15 protein-coding genes and 1 pseudogene are annotated in these 16,202 nt (G+C 67.8%); 14 read left to right on the plus strand and 2 right to left on the minus strand.

The genetic code is table 11. From position 1 onward, the window contains the following. Positions 1-48: 48 nt before the first annotated feature. Entirely contained in the window at positions 49-561 is a 513-nt protein-coding gene (locus ACFQQJ_RS14480; RefSeq protein ID WP_377107487.1) for a GNAT family N-acetyltransferase, read from the minus strand. 147 nt (positions 562-708) lie between these two features. Between ACFQQJ_RS14480 and ACFQQJ_RS14485 the strand changes: the two genes are divergently transcribed. The 9 genes from ACFQQJ_RS14485 to ACFQQJ_RS14525 all read left to right on the plus strand — a co-directional run bounded on the left by ACFQQJ_RS14485 (position 709) and on the right by ACFQQJ_RS14525 (position 10,625). Further along, entirely contained in the window at positions 709-1,512 is an 804-nt protein-coding gene (locus ACFQQJ_RS14485; RefSeq protein ID WP_377107489.1) for a hypothetical protein, read from the plus strand. A gap of 12 nt (positions 1,513-1,524) precedes the next feature. Further along, positions 1,525-2,685 (plus strand): neutral zinc metallopeptidase, encoded by a 1,161-nt coding sequence (locus tag ACFQQJ_RS14490; protein ID WP_377107491.1) that lies wholly within the window; start codon positions 1,525-1,527, stop codon positions 2,683-2,685. A gap of 491 nt (positions 2,686-3,176) precedes the next feature. Next, positions 3,177-4,343 (plus strand): tyrosine-type recombinase/integrase, encoded by a 1,167-nt coding sequence (locus ACFQQJ_RS14495; protein ID WP_377107493.1) that lies wholly within the window; start codon positions 3,177-3,179, stop codon positions 4,341-4,343. Positions 4,344-4,608: 265 nt separating this feature from the next. Then, positions 4,609-5,855, plus strand: a protein-coding gene (locus ACFQQJ_RS14500; protein WP_377107523.1) for an IS3 family transposase whose coding sequence is annotated in 2 segments (ribosomal slippage) — positions 4,609-4,933 and positions 4,933-5,855 — 1,248 coding nt in all. Because the reading frame shifts where the segments join, the coding sequence is not laid out codon by codon here. Between the two features lie 142 nt (positions 5,856-5,997). Further along, complete coding sequence (locus ACFQQJ_RS14505) at positions 5,998-6,639, plus strand: MBL fold metallo-hydrolase (RefSeq protein WP_377107495.1); 642 nt, start codon at positions 5,998-6,000, stop codon at positions 6,637-6,639. A gap of 373 nt (positions 6,640-7,012) precedes the next feature. Next, positions 7,013-7,774 carry a calcium-binding protein gene (locus ACFQQJ_RS14510; RefSeq protein WP_377107497.1) on the plus strand — a complete coding sequence of 254 codons (762 nt, stop codon included), beginning with the start codon at positions 7,013-7,015 and terminating at the stop codon, positions 7,772-7,774. Between the two features lie 385 nt (positions 7,775-8,159). Beyond that, a complete protein-coding gene (locus ACFQQJ_RS14515; protein ID WP_377107499.1) occupies positions 8,160-9,596 on the plus strand; it encodes a sensor histidine kinase in 1,437 nt (478 codons plus the stop codon). A 3-nt stretch (positions 9,597-9,599) separates the two neighbouring features. Next, positions 9,600-10,259, plus strand: a complete 660-nt coding sequence (locus tag ACFQQJ_RS14520) for a response regulator transcription factor (protein ID WP_377107501.1) — start codon at positions 9,600-9,602, stop codon at positions 10,257-10,259. A 111-nt stretch (positions 10,260-10,370) separates the two neighbouring features. Then, complete coding sequence (locus tag ACFQQJ_RS14525) at positions 10,371-10,625, plus strand: hypothetical protein (RefSeq protein ID WP_377107503.1); 255 nt, start codon at positions 10,371-10,373, stop codon at positions 10,623-10,625. Here the strand turns inward: ACFQQJ_RS14525 and ACFQQJ_RS14530 are convergent. After that, entirely contained in the window at positions 10,622-11,797 is a 1,176-nt protein-coding gene (locus ACFQQJ_RS14530; RefSeq protein ID WP_377107504.1) for a phosphotransferase, read from the minus strand. The two genes, ACFQQJ_RS14525 and ACFQQJ_RS14530, sit on opposite strands and share 4 nt — an antisense overlap. A gap of 119 nt (positions 11,798-11,916) precedes the next feature. On the opposite strand from ACFQQJ_RS14530, the gene ACFQQJ_RS14535 reads away from it, so the two are divergent. The 5 genes and pseudogenes from ACFQQJ_RS14535 (at position 11,917) to ACFQQJ_RS14555 (ending at position 16,175) form a co-directional block, all read left to right on the plus strand. Next, a complete protein-coding gene (locus ACFQQJ_RS14535) occupies positions 11,917-12,555 on the plus strand; it encodes a hypothetical protein (protein ID WP_377107506.1) in 639 nt (212 codons plus the stop codon). Further along, positions 12,474-13,265 (plus strand): cation transporting ATPase C-terminal domain-containing protein, encoded by a 792-nt coding sequence (locus ACFQQJ_RS14540; protein WP_377107507.1) that lies wholly within the window; start codon positions 12,474-12,476, stop codon positions 13,263-13,265. The genes ACFQQJ_RS14535 and ACFQQJ_RS14540 overlap by 82 nt, the downstream gene beginning before the upstream one ends. A 609-nt stretch (positions 13,266-13,874) precedes the next feature. After that, positions 13,875-14,483, plus strand: coding sequence for a PepSY domain-containing protein (locus tag ACFQQJ_RS14545; protein ID WP_377107508.1), 609 nt, complete (start codon positions 13,875-13,877; stop codon positions 14,481-14,483). A 311-nt stretch (positions 14,484-14,794) separates the two neighbouring features. Then, positions 14,795-15,131: pseudogene (locus tag ACFQQJ_RS14550) on the plus strand (transposase); the annotation flags it as partial. 327 nt (positions 15,132-15,458) lie between these two features. Continuing rightward, positions 15,459-16,175, plus strand: coding sequence for a CPBP family intramembrane glutamic endopeptidase (locus ACFQQJ_RS14555; protein WP_377107510.1), 717 nt, complete (start codon positions 15,459-15,461; stop codon positions 16,173-16,175). The last annotated feature ends 27 nt before the right edge of the window (positions 16,176-16,202 follow it).

A 16,202-nucleotide genomic window follows, 5' to 3' on the forward strand; every position in this document is an offset into this window, starting at 1 on the left:
CCTCTCGTGGGCCGAGTCGACTGATCCGACGTTCGGCGGATCACCAACCTAGCGGTCCGGGTTCAGCAGCTTCGCCATGGCGAACTCGTCCACCGGGGTGCCATCGACGATCAGGGAGTGGCGCCGCAGGCCCTCCTCGACGTAGCCGCAACGCCGGTAGAGCCCGATCGCCGCGGAGTTGTGGGTCATCACCGTGAGCTCGAGGCGGGCGACGCCACGCTCGGTCGCCCACCGGTCGACGGCCTCGAGCAGGCGGCGTCCCCAGCCGCTGCCCCGGGCCTCCTCCAGCAGCCCGATCACCACGTACGCGCTGTGCCGGTTGCGCCGGAACGGCCCCCGCTCGGCATGGACGAAGCCGAGGGCCCTGCTCCCGTCGAAGACGACCAGGTAGCAGTGGTGGTCCGGATGGAGGAGGGAGAGCCACTCCTGGAGCAGGCGGGGGTCGTCGGAACGCTCCCCCGGCTCGAGCATCATCGTGCTGTTCTCGCGGTCGAGCTCGCACAGCATGCGCGTGACCGCTCCCGCCTCTTCAGGGGCCGGAATGCGGATCGTCGGGTTCACCAGACGATTGTCCCCGCCTGCGATCCCGTCCGGGCCGCGTCGCGCGAAGTCGGGGGCGTGGCCGTCCGGCCGGGCCACGGGCGCGCAATTCTGCGCGGTGACCGTGCCCTGGCGCGCTACTAGCCTCCAGCGCAGGGGGGTTGTCACGTGGCGTCGCCTGAGGAGACCGCAGCCGGGGACGGGCCGGTACCGCACGCCGGGACGACGGCCGGGTCGGCGCCGCAGCGTCGCCGGCTGGTCGCCAGGACGGTCACGATCACGGCCGTGGTCACCTTCGTCGCCACCCAGCTGGCGGGCTGGGCGATCAGCCGGGTCGCCGACAGTGTCGCGGGCGCGGCCACGCCCGCCCTGTCGGTGGAGTCGTCCGGCCCGATCGTGAGCCCGTGGGACGTGACGATCCCGCAGTCGCCGGACGAGGTGGCCGGCGCGTTGGTCCGTCCGGAGACGATCGCGCGGTGGGCGTTGAACCAGGGCGGTGGGCCGTCGAACCGCGTCCGGATCGAGCTGGTCGTGAGCGGCACCAGGGATCGCGCCGTCCTGCTCGAGGGGATCAGCGCGACCGACGTCGACTGTGCCACGCCGCCGGCCTGGACGGCGATCGCGGCCACCGTCGGCGGCGAGGTTCCGGTGCGCGAAGTGGAGATCGACCTCGATGCGGGACGGACGCAGGGGACGCCGAAGGCCGACCCGTCGTTCGGGGAGGAGTTCCGCTTCCCGCTTCAGGTGTCCTCCAGCAGCCTGGAGTTCTTCACCGTCACCATCCGGAGCACCTCCGCCGACTGCCGGTTCCGGCTCCGCGTCGACTTCCGTGACGGCGGCACCCGCGGCAGCCAGATGGTCGACGACGGCGGCCGGCCGTTCCGGGTGATCTCGCCCCGCTCGGCGGCGGCCCACATGGAGTGGCACGCCACCGACGGCGGGCTGTGGACACCGACGAAGGTCGTCCCCTGAGAGGAGGAACCCGTGCGCAGGTCGATCGCAGCCCTGGGCAGCGGAATGGTGCTGAGCTGCCTGCTCACCGCGTGTGCTGACCCGGTCTCCGCGCCGTTCACCCCGGACTCCGCGACCGAGCAGCTGGTCACCCAGACCCAGACGGCGCTGGAGTCGTACTGGTCCGGGCAGCTGGCGACGTTCAGCAGTGCGCCGTTCGAGGCGCCCACGCGGATCGTGTTCTACGACGACGAGCACGAGCCGGTGGTCGAGGGCTGCGCCCTGGCGCCGGGCGACTGGAAGGGAAACTCGTTCTACTGCCCCGGTGACGGGGTGCTCTACCTCAACCCGGACCTGTTCGCGGCGCTGGCGGACCAGCTGAAGACCCCGGCGCTGGGCGGGGTGGTCGTCCACGCCCACGAGTTCGGCCACCACCTCGCGGAGGTGGACGGGGCGAGCTTCGTCACCCCGACGATCGGCGGCGAGCTGCAGTCGGACTGCTACGCGGGGGTGTTCCTCTCCGCGGTGCAGGACGGTGACGTGGCGTTGCCGGCCCTGGGCGACTTCGACCTGTACGACGCCATGCAGACGATCCGCCGTCTCGGGACGGAGGGCGTGGACTGGGACGACCACCTCACGTGGTTCGCCGAGGGTGCGCACGGAGGGCCGGCCGAGCGGGCGTACGCGATGGCGCTCGGCGTGATCAGCAAGGATCCCCGCCTGTGCCAGGCCTACGAACTGACCGCGCCGATCGACACGATCAGTGTCGGTGCCTTCCGGTTCACCCCTCCCCCGGCCACGACCGACACGGTCTTCGGGCAGGTGCACCTGATGCGGTCGCAGGCCTTCCCCGACCTGATGCTGACGGTGTCGCCCCGGCAGGTGCGACCCGGACCCGCCGGCCCGGCGCTGGACGGGCTGTTGCCCGCGTACTTCGGCGGCGTGCCCGCGCAGCGCATCGGCGCCGTGGAGGACTTCGTCACCATGGACGGGCTGGCCTCGGCGAGCCAGCGCTACCAGCAGGACGCGGCGGCCGGCCCGAGGCACGGCGTGCTGGTGCTGGCCACGCGCGGGACGGGGACGTCCATCGTGCTGGACTTCAGCGCCGCCGGGCCCAGCCCCGCCGACGAGGGCTGGGAGGACCTGGGCAACGCGGCGTTCGCGTCCCTGTGGGGCGTCTACTTCGACGGCTGAACCGTGCGGGTGCCCGTGTGTATCGGGCCACGAAACCGCAAGGACGCCCGAACCTGCCAAAACGCGGGTCCAAACGTCCTCGATGTCCTGAGACATCGCACAGTCGGGCTGACAGGATTTGAAGGTGCCCTTGGTCCATCTGCTGAGGGTCGTAATGGCTAGGCTATCTACCGTAGCCACTAGGCCTTTTGGTAGCGATGCGGAGTCGGTCCTGATGCTCTGAGTGGGCTGAACTGGGGTCGTGTAGGGTGTCGCTATTGCACGTTTACTGCACGACGTCCAACGGTCGCTACTGCACGCAGAGGGGTCTTCAGACAGTGCCGTGCTGGCAAGCGTGAGATCGGAGGTACCCCATGACTCCATTGTCCCAGCCGTCAGCAACTCCGGCGAGCCCTGCGCCGGTCGCGGCTGCAACAGACCGAGCGGCGGCGTCGTCGTCGCCCAGAGGAGGAAGCGCTGAGAGTTCGAAGCGGACCCGCCGTGGGTTCGGCATGGTGCGAAAGCTCCCCTCTGGCCGCTACCAGGCCAGCTACCTGGATCCGAACGGCTTGCGGATCAACGCCAGTGCCACCGAGAACGGCAAGCCCGTCCCACTCACCTTCCTGGACAAGAAGACCGCGGAGGCCTGGCTGAGCCTGCGGCAGACCGAACTTATCGAGCAGCGGTGGAAGCCTCCAGCGGCCCGCGAACCCGACGAGATCTTGTTCAGTGAGTACGCCGACCGATGGCTGGCCTCCCGGGAACTGAGCCCCAGGACCCGGTCGGAGTACCGCAAGGTCCTTGACGGCGTGCGGCTGGCCGACTTCTCCGGCTACACGCTGGACCAGATCAGCCCGGCGATGATCAAGCGATGGTGGACCGCCCACGATGACGGCCATCCCACCGCCCGCAAGAAGGCCTACGACCTACTCCACGCCATCCTGGCCACTGCGTCCCAGCAGGACGAGGACACCGACGCTCCCCCGCTGATCACAACCAACCCTGCCCGGCTCTCGGCGAAGACGAAGAACCGCACGCCGACCAGCCGCCCGAAGGGCAGCATCCGTCCCGCCAGCCTCGCCGAACTCACCAAGATCATGGACGAGATGCCCCCGCGCTACGCCGCGATGGTGCTGCTGGCCGCCTGGTGCGCCCCCCGATTCGGAGAACTCACCGAACTCCGCCGCCGCGACCTGACCATCAACACCGACACCGAAGGCAACCCCGTCGACGGCACCCTCACCATCACCAGGGCCGTGGTGTGGCCCGAACCCGACACACCAGTGGTAAAGAGCCCGAAGAGCCTCGCGAGAGAAGTCGCCATCCCACCGCACATCCTCGCTCCCCTACTCCTCCACCTTGACGAATACGCTGCACCCGGCAAGGACGGGCTGCTGTTCCCCGCGGTCGAGTCCGGCGGCCACATGAAACACGGAGCCCTCTACAAGGTGTTCCGGCGGGCCCGCCAAGCTGCCGGTCGCTCCGACCTGCGTTGGCACGACCTACGCCACACCGGCGCCACCCTCGCCGCCCAAGCCGGCGCCACCCTCGCCGAACTCATGAACCGCCTCGGCCACTCCACCGTCGGCGCCGCCCTCATTTACCAACACGCAGCCGCAGGCCGCGACGCCGAAATCGCAAGACGACTCTCCGCCATCGCGACGAATAGCCCCCTCTAGCCAGAAGCCATCCGAACCGACCGCCTCACAGACGGCAGCGCGGGCTCGATTCCGGTTGGAGAGTCCGACGTTGCGCACCGCTCCCGTCCGGCACAGATCATGGAGTTGGCACGATCAGGCCAGGGGTGGCTCCGACCACAGACCGAGCCCCTGCAGCTGCAGCTGCAACTGCTCCGCGTCCACGTCTCGACCGCGTGGGGCTTGCCCCCGGGTCTTGGACACGTGGAATCCAGCAGGTGCTGGAGGAAGCGAGATGATCAGGATCATGGCCAGGAAGAACTACTCCGATGAGTTCCGCCGGCAGGCCGTCGACTTGTACGAGTCCACTCCGGATGCCACGTTGCGGGGTATCGCTGCCGATCTCGGGGTGTCCCGGGGCACGTTGGCGGACTGGGTGAAGACGTTCGGGACGGGCTCGACGACGATGCTGCCGGCGGAGCGCACGACCAGCGGCGCGAGGCCGGCCGCCACCGAGACGGCGGCGGTCAGGATCGCCCGGTTGGAGGCGGAGAACGCCCGGCTGCGGGCCGAGAAGGTCAAGGTCGAGACTGAGCGGGACATCCTGCGGAAAGCAGCGAAGTATTTCGCTGGGGAGACGAACTGGTGAACCGCTTCCAGTTCGTCGCCGACCACCAGCACGCCTACGAGGTGAAGCGGTTGTGTGCGGCTGTCCAGGTCGCACGTTCGTCGTTCTACGCCTGGGTTGAGGCCGGCCCGGCCAGGGCCGAGCGGGCCGCGGCGGATGCCGAACTCGCCGAGCGGATCCGGACCGTGCAGGACCCGAAACAGGGTGGAGATCGGGCCTACGGGGCACCCAGGGTGACCGCCGAACTCAACGACGGCGTGCCGGTCGCCGACCGGGTCAACCACAAGCGGGTCGCCCGGGTGATGCGCGCTCACAGCCTGGCCGGGATCCGGCTCCGTCGCCGGGTGAAGACCACTGTGCCCGAGCCTGCCGACACCAAGTACCCCGACCTGCTCAAGCGGGACTTCACCGCCGAGGCGCCCAACCAGCGCTACGTCGGCGACATCACCTACCTGCCGCTGCCCGAGGGCCGCAACCTGTACCTGGCCACCGTGATCGACTGCTTCTCCCGCAAACTCGCCGGCTGGCAGGTCGCCGACCACATGCGCACCCAGCTCGTCGAGGACGCCCTGAAGGCCGCCTGCCGCGACCGGGGCAGCCTGGCAGGTGCGGTGTTCCACAGCGATCACGGAGCGGTCTACACCTCGAAGTCGTACGCCAAGCTGTGCGGCCAGCTCGGCGTCACCCAGTCCATGGGAGCGGTCGGCACCAGCGCCGACAACGCGATGGCCGAGTCGTTCAACGCCACCCTGAAACGCGAACTCCTCGACGGCACCGCCACGTTCACCGACGAGACCAGCTGCCGGCGCCACGTGTTCCGGTGGGCCACCCGCTACAACACCCGCCGCCGCCACTCCTGGTGCGGCCACCAATCCCCATCCACCTACGAGGCCCACCGGGCCACTACGCTGCCCACCGCGGCATAATCAACCACAACCGTGTCCACGATCCGGGGCGAAGGCCCGCGGACCTACACCAATTGAACACCCCAGGTGGCGGCGGCTGCGCGGTATCCACCAAGACCTGGCAGGCGCGCTGTAACGTGGGCGGCAGGACAAGGAGGCGGCGATGAAGCTGCTGCGACCTGGCCTGTGGGCCATGGAGTCATCAAGTTCATGGGGCTGTGAGACCTACCTGTTGGCCACTGCTGGACGGGTCTTCCTCGTCGACCCGGGCCCGTCCTTCCAGCTCAATCCCTTGGCCCGCGAGTTGAGAGCGTCGGGGCGTTCCCCCTACGACGTCACCGACATCCTGCTCACGCACTACGACTGGGACCACACCCACTCGGCGGCGGAGTGGCGGCGCCGGACTGGTGCCACGGTGTGGCTGGGCGCAGCTGACGCCGAAATCCTGCGCACCGGCAGCGTGCCCGGCACCCGGCTGCGCCGGTTCGCGTGCTGGCTCTTTCGGATGTCGGAGCTTCCCCAGGGCACGGTCGAAATGAACGGCGAGGTGACGGTTGCCCCCGGGCTGACCGCCCTGCCGACCCCGGGACATACTCCGGGCCACTACGCGTTCGTGTGGGGGGACGTCGCCTTGATCGGCGACGCGGCGGTGAGCGGACCCGACGGCGAACTACTCCCGTTCACCCCCAGGCAGCTGATGACGGACCCGGACCAGGCGGATGCGACACGAACCAAGCTGACAGCCCTGCCCGTTCGGATGTTCGGCCCGGGACACAGCCCAGCGGTGGAGCGCCAACGCCTTTGACTCGACCCACCCAACCCCGCCGACTCGAACGGGACGCCACAGCGGAAACCAACAAGCGAGTCCACCCGTTCCGCAAGATCACTGACACGGCCGGCACGAATCGACCGACCCGCCCCCAACCCCATGGCCGCAATCGGACCACGACGAATGCGCGGAATTGGCTTGCGACCGGATCCCCTCCCTACTACCGGGGTCACCCTTTCTGCCGTTGTCGCCTTTGTGGTCGCCGGGCTGCGTAACTTCTGGGGATGCTGCGTCGATTACATAGGTAAGAGGCGAGCACCCCGGCGCCTTCCCCCCACCAGTAGGAGTCATTGCGATGGCAACACACACCAGCATGCGAACGATCGCTGTGGTCGGCACGATGGGACTGATGAGTCTCGGCCTGATCACACCGGCACACGCCTCCACCCCCCAGGAAGGCGCCGCAGCCACCTGCAACGGGCTGACCGTGACAATCACCTCCTCGGCTCGCCACATCCGCGGCACGAACCGGGCCGACGTCATCCAGGTGACCGGATCAGGGCGCCATGTCGTGCATGCACGGGGCGGTGACGACACGATCTGCGGATCGCCCGGTGCGGACATCATCTACGGCGGCGCCGGCAACGACACCATCTTCGGGATGGGTCGCGCCGACCGGCTCCACGGCGACAGCGGCAACGACCAGCTCAACGGTGGCGCCGGCAACGACCGCGAGTACGGCGACAGCGGTGACGACACCATCGTCGGCGGCGACGGTGACGACGCGCTGAGCGGCGGAACCGGCAAGGACGAGATCGACGGCCAGGACGGCGACGACCACGAATACGGCAACAGCGGCGACGATGCCATCGTCGGCGGCGAGGGCGACGACGTCCTTCGGGGCGGGACCGGATCGGATGAGATCGACGGCCAGGACGGCGACGACCACGAATACGGCGACAGCGGTGACGACTCGCTCCTCGGCGGCGCAGGCCAGGACTACCTTCGCGGCGGGAACGGCAACGATGAGGTCGACGGCCAAGACGGCGACGACGAATGCTACGGCGACAGCGGTGACGACTCCGTCAACGACGACCAGGGCGAGAGCGATGACCAGGGTGAGGACACCCAGGACGGCCAGCACGGCCCCGAGGACCCCGAAGAGCCGTAAGCCACCACCTCTCGGTGGTGGACGGGGTGTCTGCGGATCACCCGCAGACAACTCCTGACCGGACACCAAACCCGAACCAGGATCACCACGAGAGGCCCGACGCACACGCGTCGGGCCTCTCGGTATCTACTCAAGAACCTCACTAATCGGACAGCGCCAGGCAAGACAAAGGCGGCTAGTCGTCACGAACTTACGTCCGGGCTCCGAATTGTTGAATCTCGGGGTCTTTGCGCGAGGTGATGCGTGACTTGCGTCGCCCGAAGGGTCTTCGGCTGGAAGACCCCGACACACACACCAACGAACACCTAGTCTCGCTCGGACTGATTGTGACGCTGAGCGCTTACCCCTGGTGGCCGGGTACACCAAGTCGCGGCAGACTGTGGTGATGGGTACCTCGTCGGGCTCACTCCTTCATTCGGCCTGGAGCGTCCGCTCCCGGGTGATCGCCGCCGTCGTCGCGCTCACCGGCATCGCCTTGGCCATGTCCGGCACAATCGTGTTCACCCGCGGCGATGCGCTCACCGAGCAACGGGTCGGCGCCGACCTCGGCCGCGCTGCGGAAGAGTTCCGAACCCTCGCCACCCAGGGTCTCGATCCGGATACCGGGCACCCCTTCGCCGCCGCTGAGCCCCTGTTACGCGTCGCCGTTCAGCGCTCAGTGCTGGCGCCGGCGGAGGGCGTGTTCGGCGTTGTCGATGGCCGGGTGCGCTGGACGGCGCAGCGCGGGGTGCAGCTCAGGCCGGAGGATGACCCGCAGCTGGTCCGGGCGATGCTGGGTCTGGCCGGCGCCGACAGCACCAGCCAAGGGCGTCTCACCACCTCCGTCCGCGACTACCGCTACCTGGTCGTTCCGGTGAGTTTCGGGACTGCGCAGCCCACCGGTGCGCTCGTCCGTGCCGTCGACTTCAGGGCCGAGGAGGGGCTACTCAGCGAAGTGTGGCGCAGCTACCTGTTGGTATCGCTGGCCTCCTTGCTGCTCGTGGGCCTGCTGATCTGGGTCCTCGTCGGCAGGCTCCTGGAGCCAATCGCGTGGATGCGGCGAACCGCCGAGCGAATCTCCGACACCGACCTGAGCCAGCGCATCCCGGTGCGCGGCACCGACGACGTCTCAGCCCTCGGGGTTACAGTCAACGGCATGCTCGACCGGCTGGAGGGTGCGGTTGGCGCGCAACGGGAGCTACTGGACGACGTCGGCCACGAGTTACGCACCCCGTTGACGATCATCCGGGGCCACCTGGAGCTGCTGGACCCCGCGGATGAGGAGGAGGTTATCGCCACCAGGGCGCTGCTTTTGGACGAGACCGACCGGATGCGTCGGCTTGTGGACGACCTGCTGGCTCTCGCGAGGGCCGAGCATCCCGAGTTCATGCAAGCGGAGGGAACCGATGTCGCCAGGCTCACCGACGAGACTCTGGCCAAGGCGACTGGGCTCGGCCCGAGGCATTGGGTGCTCGACGAGCTGGCCGACGAGGAGTTGGTGCTGGACTCCCAGCGGATCTCGCAGGCCTGGCTGCAGCTGGCGGCCAACGCGGTCAGGTTCTCCTCGCCGGATTCCACGATCGGACTGGGAAGCCGGATCGAGGGCGACCAACTCAGCCTCTGGGTCCGCGACGAAGGGGTGGGAATCAGCGCAACAGACCAGGAGCGGGTGACCCGTCGTTTCGAACGCGGGGAAGGCGCTTCGGTCGCCGGCGGCAGCGGTCTTGGGCTGGCGATTGTTGCCGCCATCGCGCGCGCCCATCACGGTCGAGTGGAGATCGAGTCCGAGCCGGGGCACGGTTCCAGGGTCAGTATCGTGCTGCCTGTCAGAAAGGGGAACTGACCCATGAGCCAGATCCTGATCGTTGAGGACGAGCCGCGGATCGCCGCCTTCGTTGCCAAGGGGTTGCGGGCGGCCGGGTTCACCACTTTGATTGAGCCCTCCGGTGAGGCGGCGCTCCAGCTCGCCATCACAGAACCGATCGACCTGGTGGTTCTGGACGTGGGATTGCCGGACATCGACGGTTTCGAGGTGCTCGCCCGACTCCGGGGCCAGGGCGTGACAATTCCGGTGATCATGCTCACCGCAAGGTCATCGGTGGCTGATCGGGTAGCCGGCCTGCAATCGGGGGCCGACGACTATGTGCCCAAGCCGTTCGCATTCGAGGAACTGCTGGCCCGCATCCAGCTGCGCCTACGCACGGATGCCGCAGGTAGATCATCGATGGTGCTGGTGCACGGCGACCTGTCACTCGACCTCGGCACCAGGCGCGCGCGTGTGGCCGGACGTAGCGTCGACCTGACCGCTCGAGAGTTCACCCTGGCGGAGATGTTCATGCGCAACCCGGACCAGGTACTCAGCCGAGAACAGCTGCTCTCAGGAGCCTGGGGCTACGACTTCGACCCGGGTTCGAACGTGGTGGACGTCTACGTCCGCTACCTGCGCCGCAAGCTCGGCGCGGACTACTTCGAGACCGTCCGAGGAATGGGTTACCGGCTGACCTAGCCTGGGGTGTGGGCACTCGGCGGGCTCACCGGTGAGGGCCCGGTCAACGGTGATTCGGTCGGGTTGCCCGGACGAGTCGCGGTTGGCCCAGAGGTAGTCGCGGTCGGCTCGGTGCTGGTCGAGCTTTCCGAACCGGGCTTGGCCGAGGGCTGCTGGGTGCTGGTGACGGTCACGGCCGGCCGCGGCTGCGCTGGCAGTGCCTCGGTGGTGGCCTCGCTGGCGATCAGGCCAACGCTGAACGCCGTGAGTCCGATCGCGCCCGAAACCACCCAGGTGGTGTTGGCCCTCGACATGCGCACGGGTGCCCCTTTCCTCATTTCCACGCTAGTCGCAGCCATCCAGGCAGTTCCAGCGTGCCGAGATTAGGGTTCTCTCATCGCCGGTCGGCCGGCCCAGGCTTCGGCCAAGTCGAGTCGATGCTCGGCCTGGTCCCCCTCGCCTCCTGCGACCAGGCTGACGAGCACGGCGGCGACCCTGGCGGTGAGCGCTGCCGGATCCACCCGGCGGGCAAGCTCCCCGGTCCAGGTCGAGACGATGTCGTCGACCCCGCCGTAGTGCGCAGGCGAGAGGCCCGGCAACACAGCCAGATGGGCCAACAGGCACGCCAGATCATCCTCCCTGAGGCCCGGACCGGCCGCGTCCAGGTCGATCAACTGGAGGCTCGGACCCTCGACCATGATGTTGGCCTCGTAGAAGTCGCCGTGGGTGGGGACCACCGGACCCACCGGGGCGGTTTCCAGAACGCGCCGGACGCGGTGGACCAGGCGGGCCAGCCGGTCAGCTGACCCAGGCAGGCGCTGGACGGCTGCCGCGGCGTGGAAGTCCAATCGGTCCGCCCACGAGGGGCGCCGGGGCAGCAGCAGCAGGCCGGCCGGAAGCCGATCGAGAAGTCCAACCAGGGCTCCTGGCGTCGGCAGATCCGGGTCGCTAGACCCCGCCAGCAGACTCGCCAGGGGCCGACCGGCCGCAGCCGGCGTCAGCAACACGCCCGCCGTCGGGCGGCTGGTTCCCTGCGGGGTGAGCCCGTTAGCGGCGAGTAGCTCCTGTCGCGCAGCCAGCCGGTCTGCGCGCGCCGGGCTGAGCACCTTCAGGTAGCAGACCGCACCGTCGGCGTTGACCCTGAGCACCGCCCGACGCAACGGGCGGTAGCCGATCAGGGCCAGGTCAATGGCGGTCGGTGTTGTATCGAGCCAGCCCAGCACCGTCTCCGGGTCGCAGGCTGCCGCGAGACCGGGGAGCATCGGGTCATCGGGGTGCCGCCACACGCCGAACCTGAGGTCGCCCCGGCTAAGCGTCACGGCCGGTGAACCGACCTCGGCGGTGGTGGCAAAGAGGTGCTCTACCACCTGGCCGCCTGGAGTCGGGTACCCGACCTGGTAGCCCGCGGTTACTTCCGCCCCGGGCCGGTACTGCCAGTTGGTCAGGTCCGCGCTGAAACCTTCCAGCTCCGCCAAAGGACTGCCGGTGAGGGCGGCCACGAGCAGCCCGATCGCCTCCGGGGACTGGAGCAGTTCCGCGGCGGCGATCAGGTCATTCACCAGACCAGTGTGGCTGCGTCCCAGCCCTGCCGCGGTCGGAGACTGCAGCGGGACCGTGGACGTGGCCGGCGCGGTCATCCGATCAGTCCGCCGTTGGGGCGCTGGGTGCGCTGTTGGGTGTGTTCGGGCTGTTGGCCGTGTTCGGGCTGTTGGCCGTGTTGGGGCTGTTGCAGGTGTTCGTCGCGTTGGCCTTGCTTGGGGCGTTCGGGGTGTTGTCGATGGGCGCAGTGTTCGCGGTCGTCGTCGTTTGCGCTGACGCGGACGGGGAATCGCTCGGACCCTGGCTAGGAGTGACGGTAACACTCGAGCTTGCGCTCGTGGTGGGAGTTGGAACAGGGGTCTCAGCCATCGCCAAAGACGCCCCACCAAGCATCGAGAGGCCGACGGCACCCGTGACTGCCCACAATGCAGTGGAACGATTGATCTTCATGTTGGTTCCTTTCGCCTTGCTGATCCGATGCTTCGAGTTCATCGCGCGGTCGTTAACCCACCGGGAGAAGCCGGTGAGAGTCCTCTCATCGGGCGACCCGGGTCCGCTCTCTGGATCGCGGTGTGACCACTTGCGCGACCGCCACGCCGTCCTCCAGGAGCGGCTAAGCCAGATCGAGGGACCGCTGGCCGATTTCGTCGACGACATCCGCGAAGCCGGTATCACCGCGTGCCGAGCGTCGCGGTCGTGCTCCACCCCGGTACCACCACCACTCCCCTGGCCCTGCGCGCCATTGTCGCCTTCAACCGCGCGTTCCCCGAGCACGTGATCATCGCGCAGATCACGCCGGCCATGGCTCGTGAGCTGGGGCTTCTTCGGCATGGAAGGGTGGTTGTGGGGGCCGAACTCGACGGGATGGACGACATCCAGCTCTCACGCGAGGCCCGCACCATCGACGCTACGCGTTACACCCGCCGACAAGCTGCGAGTCGTGGCCGCCCTGCAGGCGGACGAGCAGGTGGTGGCCATGACAGGCGACGGAATCAACGACGCCCCCGGCTCAAGAAGGCCGACATCGGCATCGCGATGGGTATCACGGGTACCGACGTCACCAAGGAGGCCGATGCGATGACCCTCACCGACGACAACTTCGCCTCGATTGTTGCCGCAGTCGAGGAGGGCCGCGCGGTCGTCGACAGCATCAAGAAGTACCTGATGTACCTGCTGTCATCCAACATCGGCGAGATCGGGCTGATGGCCGGAGCGGTGCTCCTGGGCCTGCCGCTACCCCTGTCCGCCGTCCAGATCCTCTACGTGAACCTAGCGACCGACGGGCTGCCCGCCCTCGCGCTCGCCGTCGACCCGCCTCAACGAGGCCTGATGGACCGCAGGCCGCGAAACCCGCGCACCGGTATCTTCACCCGCCCCGTGTTGGGGTGTGGTCCACCGCGATCAACCTCGGCCTGTTCATCGGTGCGCTCAACTCTGGCCGCAACCTTCATGAGGCGATGGGCATGGTCTTCGTCTCACTCGTCCTGATCCAATTCTCGTCAAGGCCCTTCGCGAACGCGTAGCTGAACCTGGCGGTCCTGTGTGAGGTGGCCCTTCTCATCGCGATCGTCGATTTCCCCCCGCTCCAGGGCCGTTCGACACCTTCGCTCTATCCCCAGGGGACTGGCTCCTCGTCGGAGCCCTGTCGGCCACCGTCATGCCAGTACTCGAGCTGGTGAAGCGGATCGTGCGGAAGGCATGGTTGGGTACCGCGGAGCATTGAGGTCCTGACCCTCAACATGTACACAATGCGTCCGACTTCGCCGGCAAGAAGCAGCCGAAGCTCCGCCTGAGCAATTCGCGACGGTATGTACCGCTGACTTGACATTGACACTGCCCACCAAGTCGAGCAGCGCCATTGGAGCCAGCACAGAGCACCCGAACGGCGGGTAGGTCAAGCCGAGAGCATGGCCGGTGGGGTGCCCGATGAGAGGACTCTCATCGGGGTCTCCCGGTGGGTTCACGACCGCACGATGTACTCATGGCATCGCTTCATCCACTTGTCGCGGATGGGGTGTCGCTCCTTGGTGGGGGGCGGGGGGAACCAGATCGACGAGTGCTCGGCTCGCTGACTGGTAGTCGAGGAAGGATCGCCGCATGAGTCGCGTTCGTTCTACCGCGTTCGCGTTCGCCGGACTGTTGGCCACGCCGGTCCTGTTGGCCGGTTGCAGCAGCGGCTCCGGGCCAGTGGCCACCGTGACCGTCACGGCCACCGCCGAATCGACAACCAGCGCCCGGTCCAGCACGCCGGCCAGCGCCGCGCCTTCCAGCACCTCCCCGGACAGTAGCCAGGGGCTGACAGCAAAGACTGCGATCGACGCCGCGCTGGCGAAGGTGCCCGGCGGTGCCGCCGTTGAGGGCGGACGAACCGACGAAGGCGCGCAACAGGTCTGGTACATCGTGGTTCGCGACAAGGACGGGGTCGGAACTGAGCTGTACCTCAGCTCTGCCACCGGGGAGCTGGTGCGTCAACGACCAGCCAGCCTGTCCCGCCTAGCCAGCGGCGAGCTTCCCACGTTGACTGCGCGGCAGGGTCTCACCGCGGCCATGGCCGAGGTGCCCGGAAGCCAAGCGCTCGAGTTCGACCTCGAGACCGAACACGGCATCATCGCCTGGTACGTGGTGGTCGGCGATGCCCGTGGCCTGACGGAGGTCTACGTGAACGCCGACACAGAAGCGATCATCTCCACAGAACGCGACAGCTGAAGGACCGGCGCACCGAAACAGCATGGCCCGCGACCCCTGGGTGAACATTTCAGAACGGCCATGGAAAGCAAAGGCGGACCAGGTCGATCAGGTTGCCATCGATCGAGAGGCAAGAGAGCAGGGGTGGCGTCGCGGAGCCTGACCCAAATCCAGCCCGGGGCGCGGGGTGTTGGCGAGTCTGAACGCGGGTCACTGGCGGCGGGACGATCCGGGGAGGCTCAAGGACGCCACTCGCGTTCAGACCGAGTCGGATCTGCCGGGGTTCCCGCGGTGTTCCCGCGGCCGAGCACGAGCTGGATGTGTTCCTGGACAAGTGGGGCCGGCCCTACCCAGCGATCGTGCGATTGTGGCGCAACGCATGGGGAAGAGTTCACCCCGTTCCTGGCCTACGACGTCGAGATCCGCTGGGTGATCTGCTCCACCAACGCCATCGAGTCCTTGAAGGCCAGGTTCCGCCGGTCGGTCCGGGCCAGGGGCCACTTCCCGACCGAGCACTCCGCCATGAAGACCCTGTACCTAGTCACCGGATCACTAGACCCCAACGGCACCGGTCAGACACAATGGGCAGTCAGGTGGAAGCCCGCCCTCAACGCGTTCGCCATCACCTTCGCCGACCGTATGCCGGCGGCCGAGAACCGCCGAAGATGAACGCCATTTGCACCGTTCATCGGACAGACCATTCACTACAGATGCGCGATCTACGGCTATTGGGGCCGACACCGCCTTCTGCGCAACAACGCTTGAGCTCTTCAGAAACGACCGATTTGTCGGAATCGAACAAGAGACGGCGACCACCGGCCACCGTCCGGCATCTCGGACATGGCCGCAACTGCCGATCTGCGGGTGTTTCGTTATGGCGGAACACCGGGCGGCAAGGGTTCGCTGGTCTTAGGGGCTCGGTGGCGGCCGCCACCGAGCGAAGCAGGGTCTCCCGTTGCCTGCCCTCCTACCCAACTGCGAGCGTAGTGTGGGGAAATGGCCTGGTTCCTGAGCTGGGTTCGGCGTCACGACGTTGTGGCGTTTCCGCTGATCACGTTTGGCCTGGGGTGGCTGTTCTATGTTCCGGCCGCCTTCGTCATCGCTGGACGCCCCGAGCGGTATGGGTGGCTCGTCTTCTTCCAGACCCCCGGGGCGACGGCCGCCCTTGTCTCCGGGATCCTGGTGCGACATGCGAGAGGGGGCAGGTCCGAGGCCCGGGAGGCGTGGCGTCACTACCTTGAGTGGAAGGGTCACCGGTGGTGGTGGTGGCTGGGCGCAGTCGCGCTCATGCCGACGCTTGCGGTTCTGGCGGGCCTCGGCCATGGATCGTTTGGCGCCGGCCTGTCCGACCTGTGGAGCCGGTTGGGTTGGGTCACCCTGTTGCTCCTTCCGCTGATCGGGATCGCGCAGTTGGCCACCAGTCCGCTTCTGGAGGAGTACGGCTGGCGGGGCTTCTGGCAGCAGCGACTCCAAGACCGCCTTCCGGCTTGGGGAGCGAGCGTGCTCGTGGGCCTGCTGTGGGGTCTCCACCACGTGCCGGTCGCACTGGCCGTCGGCGCCGACCCCTGGCGTGCGGTCGTGGGTGCGGTCGGGCCGTCGGTGCTGGCGGCGTGTGAGTATGTCAACTCGACTTGGCCCCACCAGGACGGCTTGAGTTGGCCCCACCTGCTCGGGTGTGGGCGAGGCGGTAGCTGGTCGTGCCGGTTTCGATGATGGTGGCGTCGTAGGTCAGGCGGTCGA

Origin of the sequence: Propionicimonas sp. T2.31MG-18, assembly GCF_964266745.1 — a bacterium.
In the GTDB taxonomy this organism is placed as follows: domain Bacteria; phylum Actinomycetota; class Actinomycetes; order Propionibacteriales; family Propionibacteriaceae; genus Propionicimonas.

Coding starts and splice junctions, on each gene's coding strand:
- ACFQQJ_RS14495 (WP_377107493.1), top strand. CDS start 3,177: ATGGTGCGAAAGCTCCCCTCTGGCCGCTACCAGGCCAGCTACCTGGAT.
- ACFQQJ_RS14505 (WP_377107495.1), top strand. CDS start 5,998: ATGAAGCTGCTGCGACCTGGCCTGTGGGCCATGGAGTCATCAAGTTCA.
- ACFQQJ_RS14510 (WP_377107497.1), top strand. CDS start 7,013: ATGAGTCTCGGCCTGATCACACCGGCACACGCCTCCACCCCCCAGGAA.
- ACFQQJ_RS14515 (WP_377107499.1), top strand. CDS start 8,160: ATGGGTACCTCGTCGGGCTCACTCCTTCATTCGGCCTGGAGCGTCCGC.
- ACFQQJ_RS14520 (WP_377107501.1), top strand. CDS start 9,600: ATGAGCCAGATCCTGATCGTTGAGGACGAGCCGCGGATCGCCGCCTTC.
- ACFQQJ_RS14545 (WP_377107508.1), top strand. CDS start 13,875: ATGAGTCGCGTTCGTTCTACCGCGTTCGCGTTCGCCGGACTGTTGGCC.
- ACFQQJ_RS14555 (WP_377107510.1), top strand. CDS start 15,459: ATGGCCTGGTTCCTGAGCTGGGTTCGGCGTCACGACGTTGTGGCGTTT.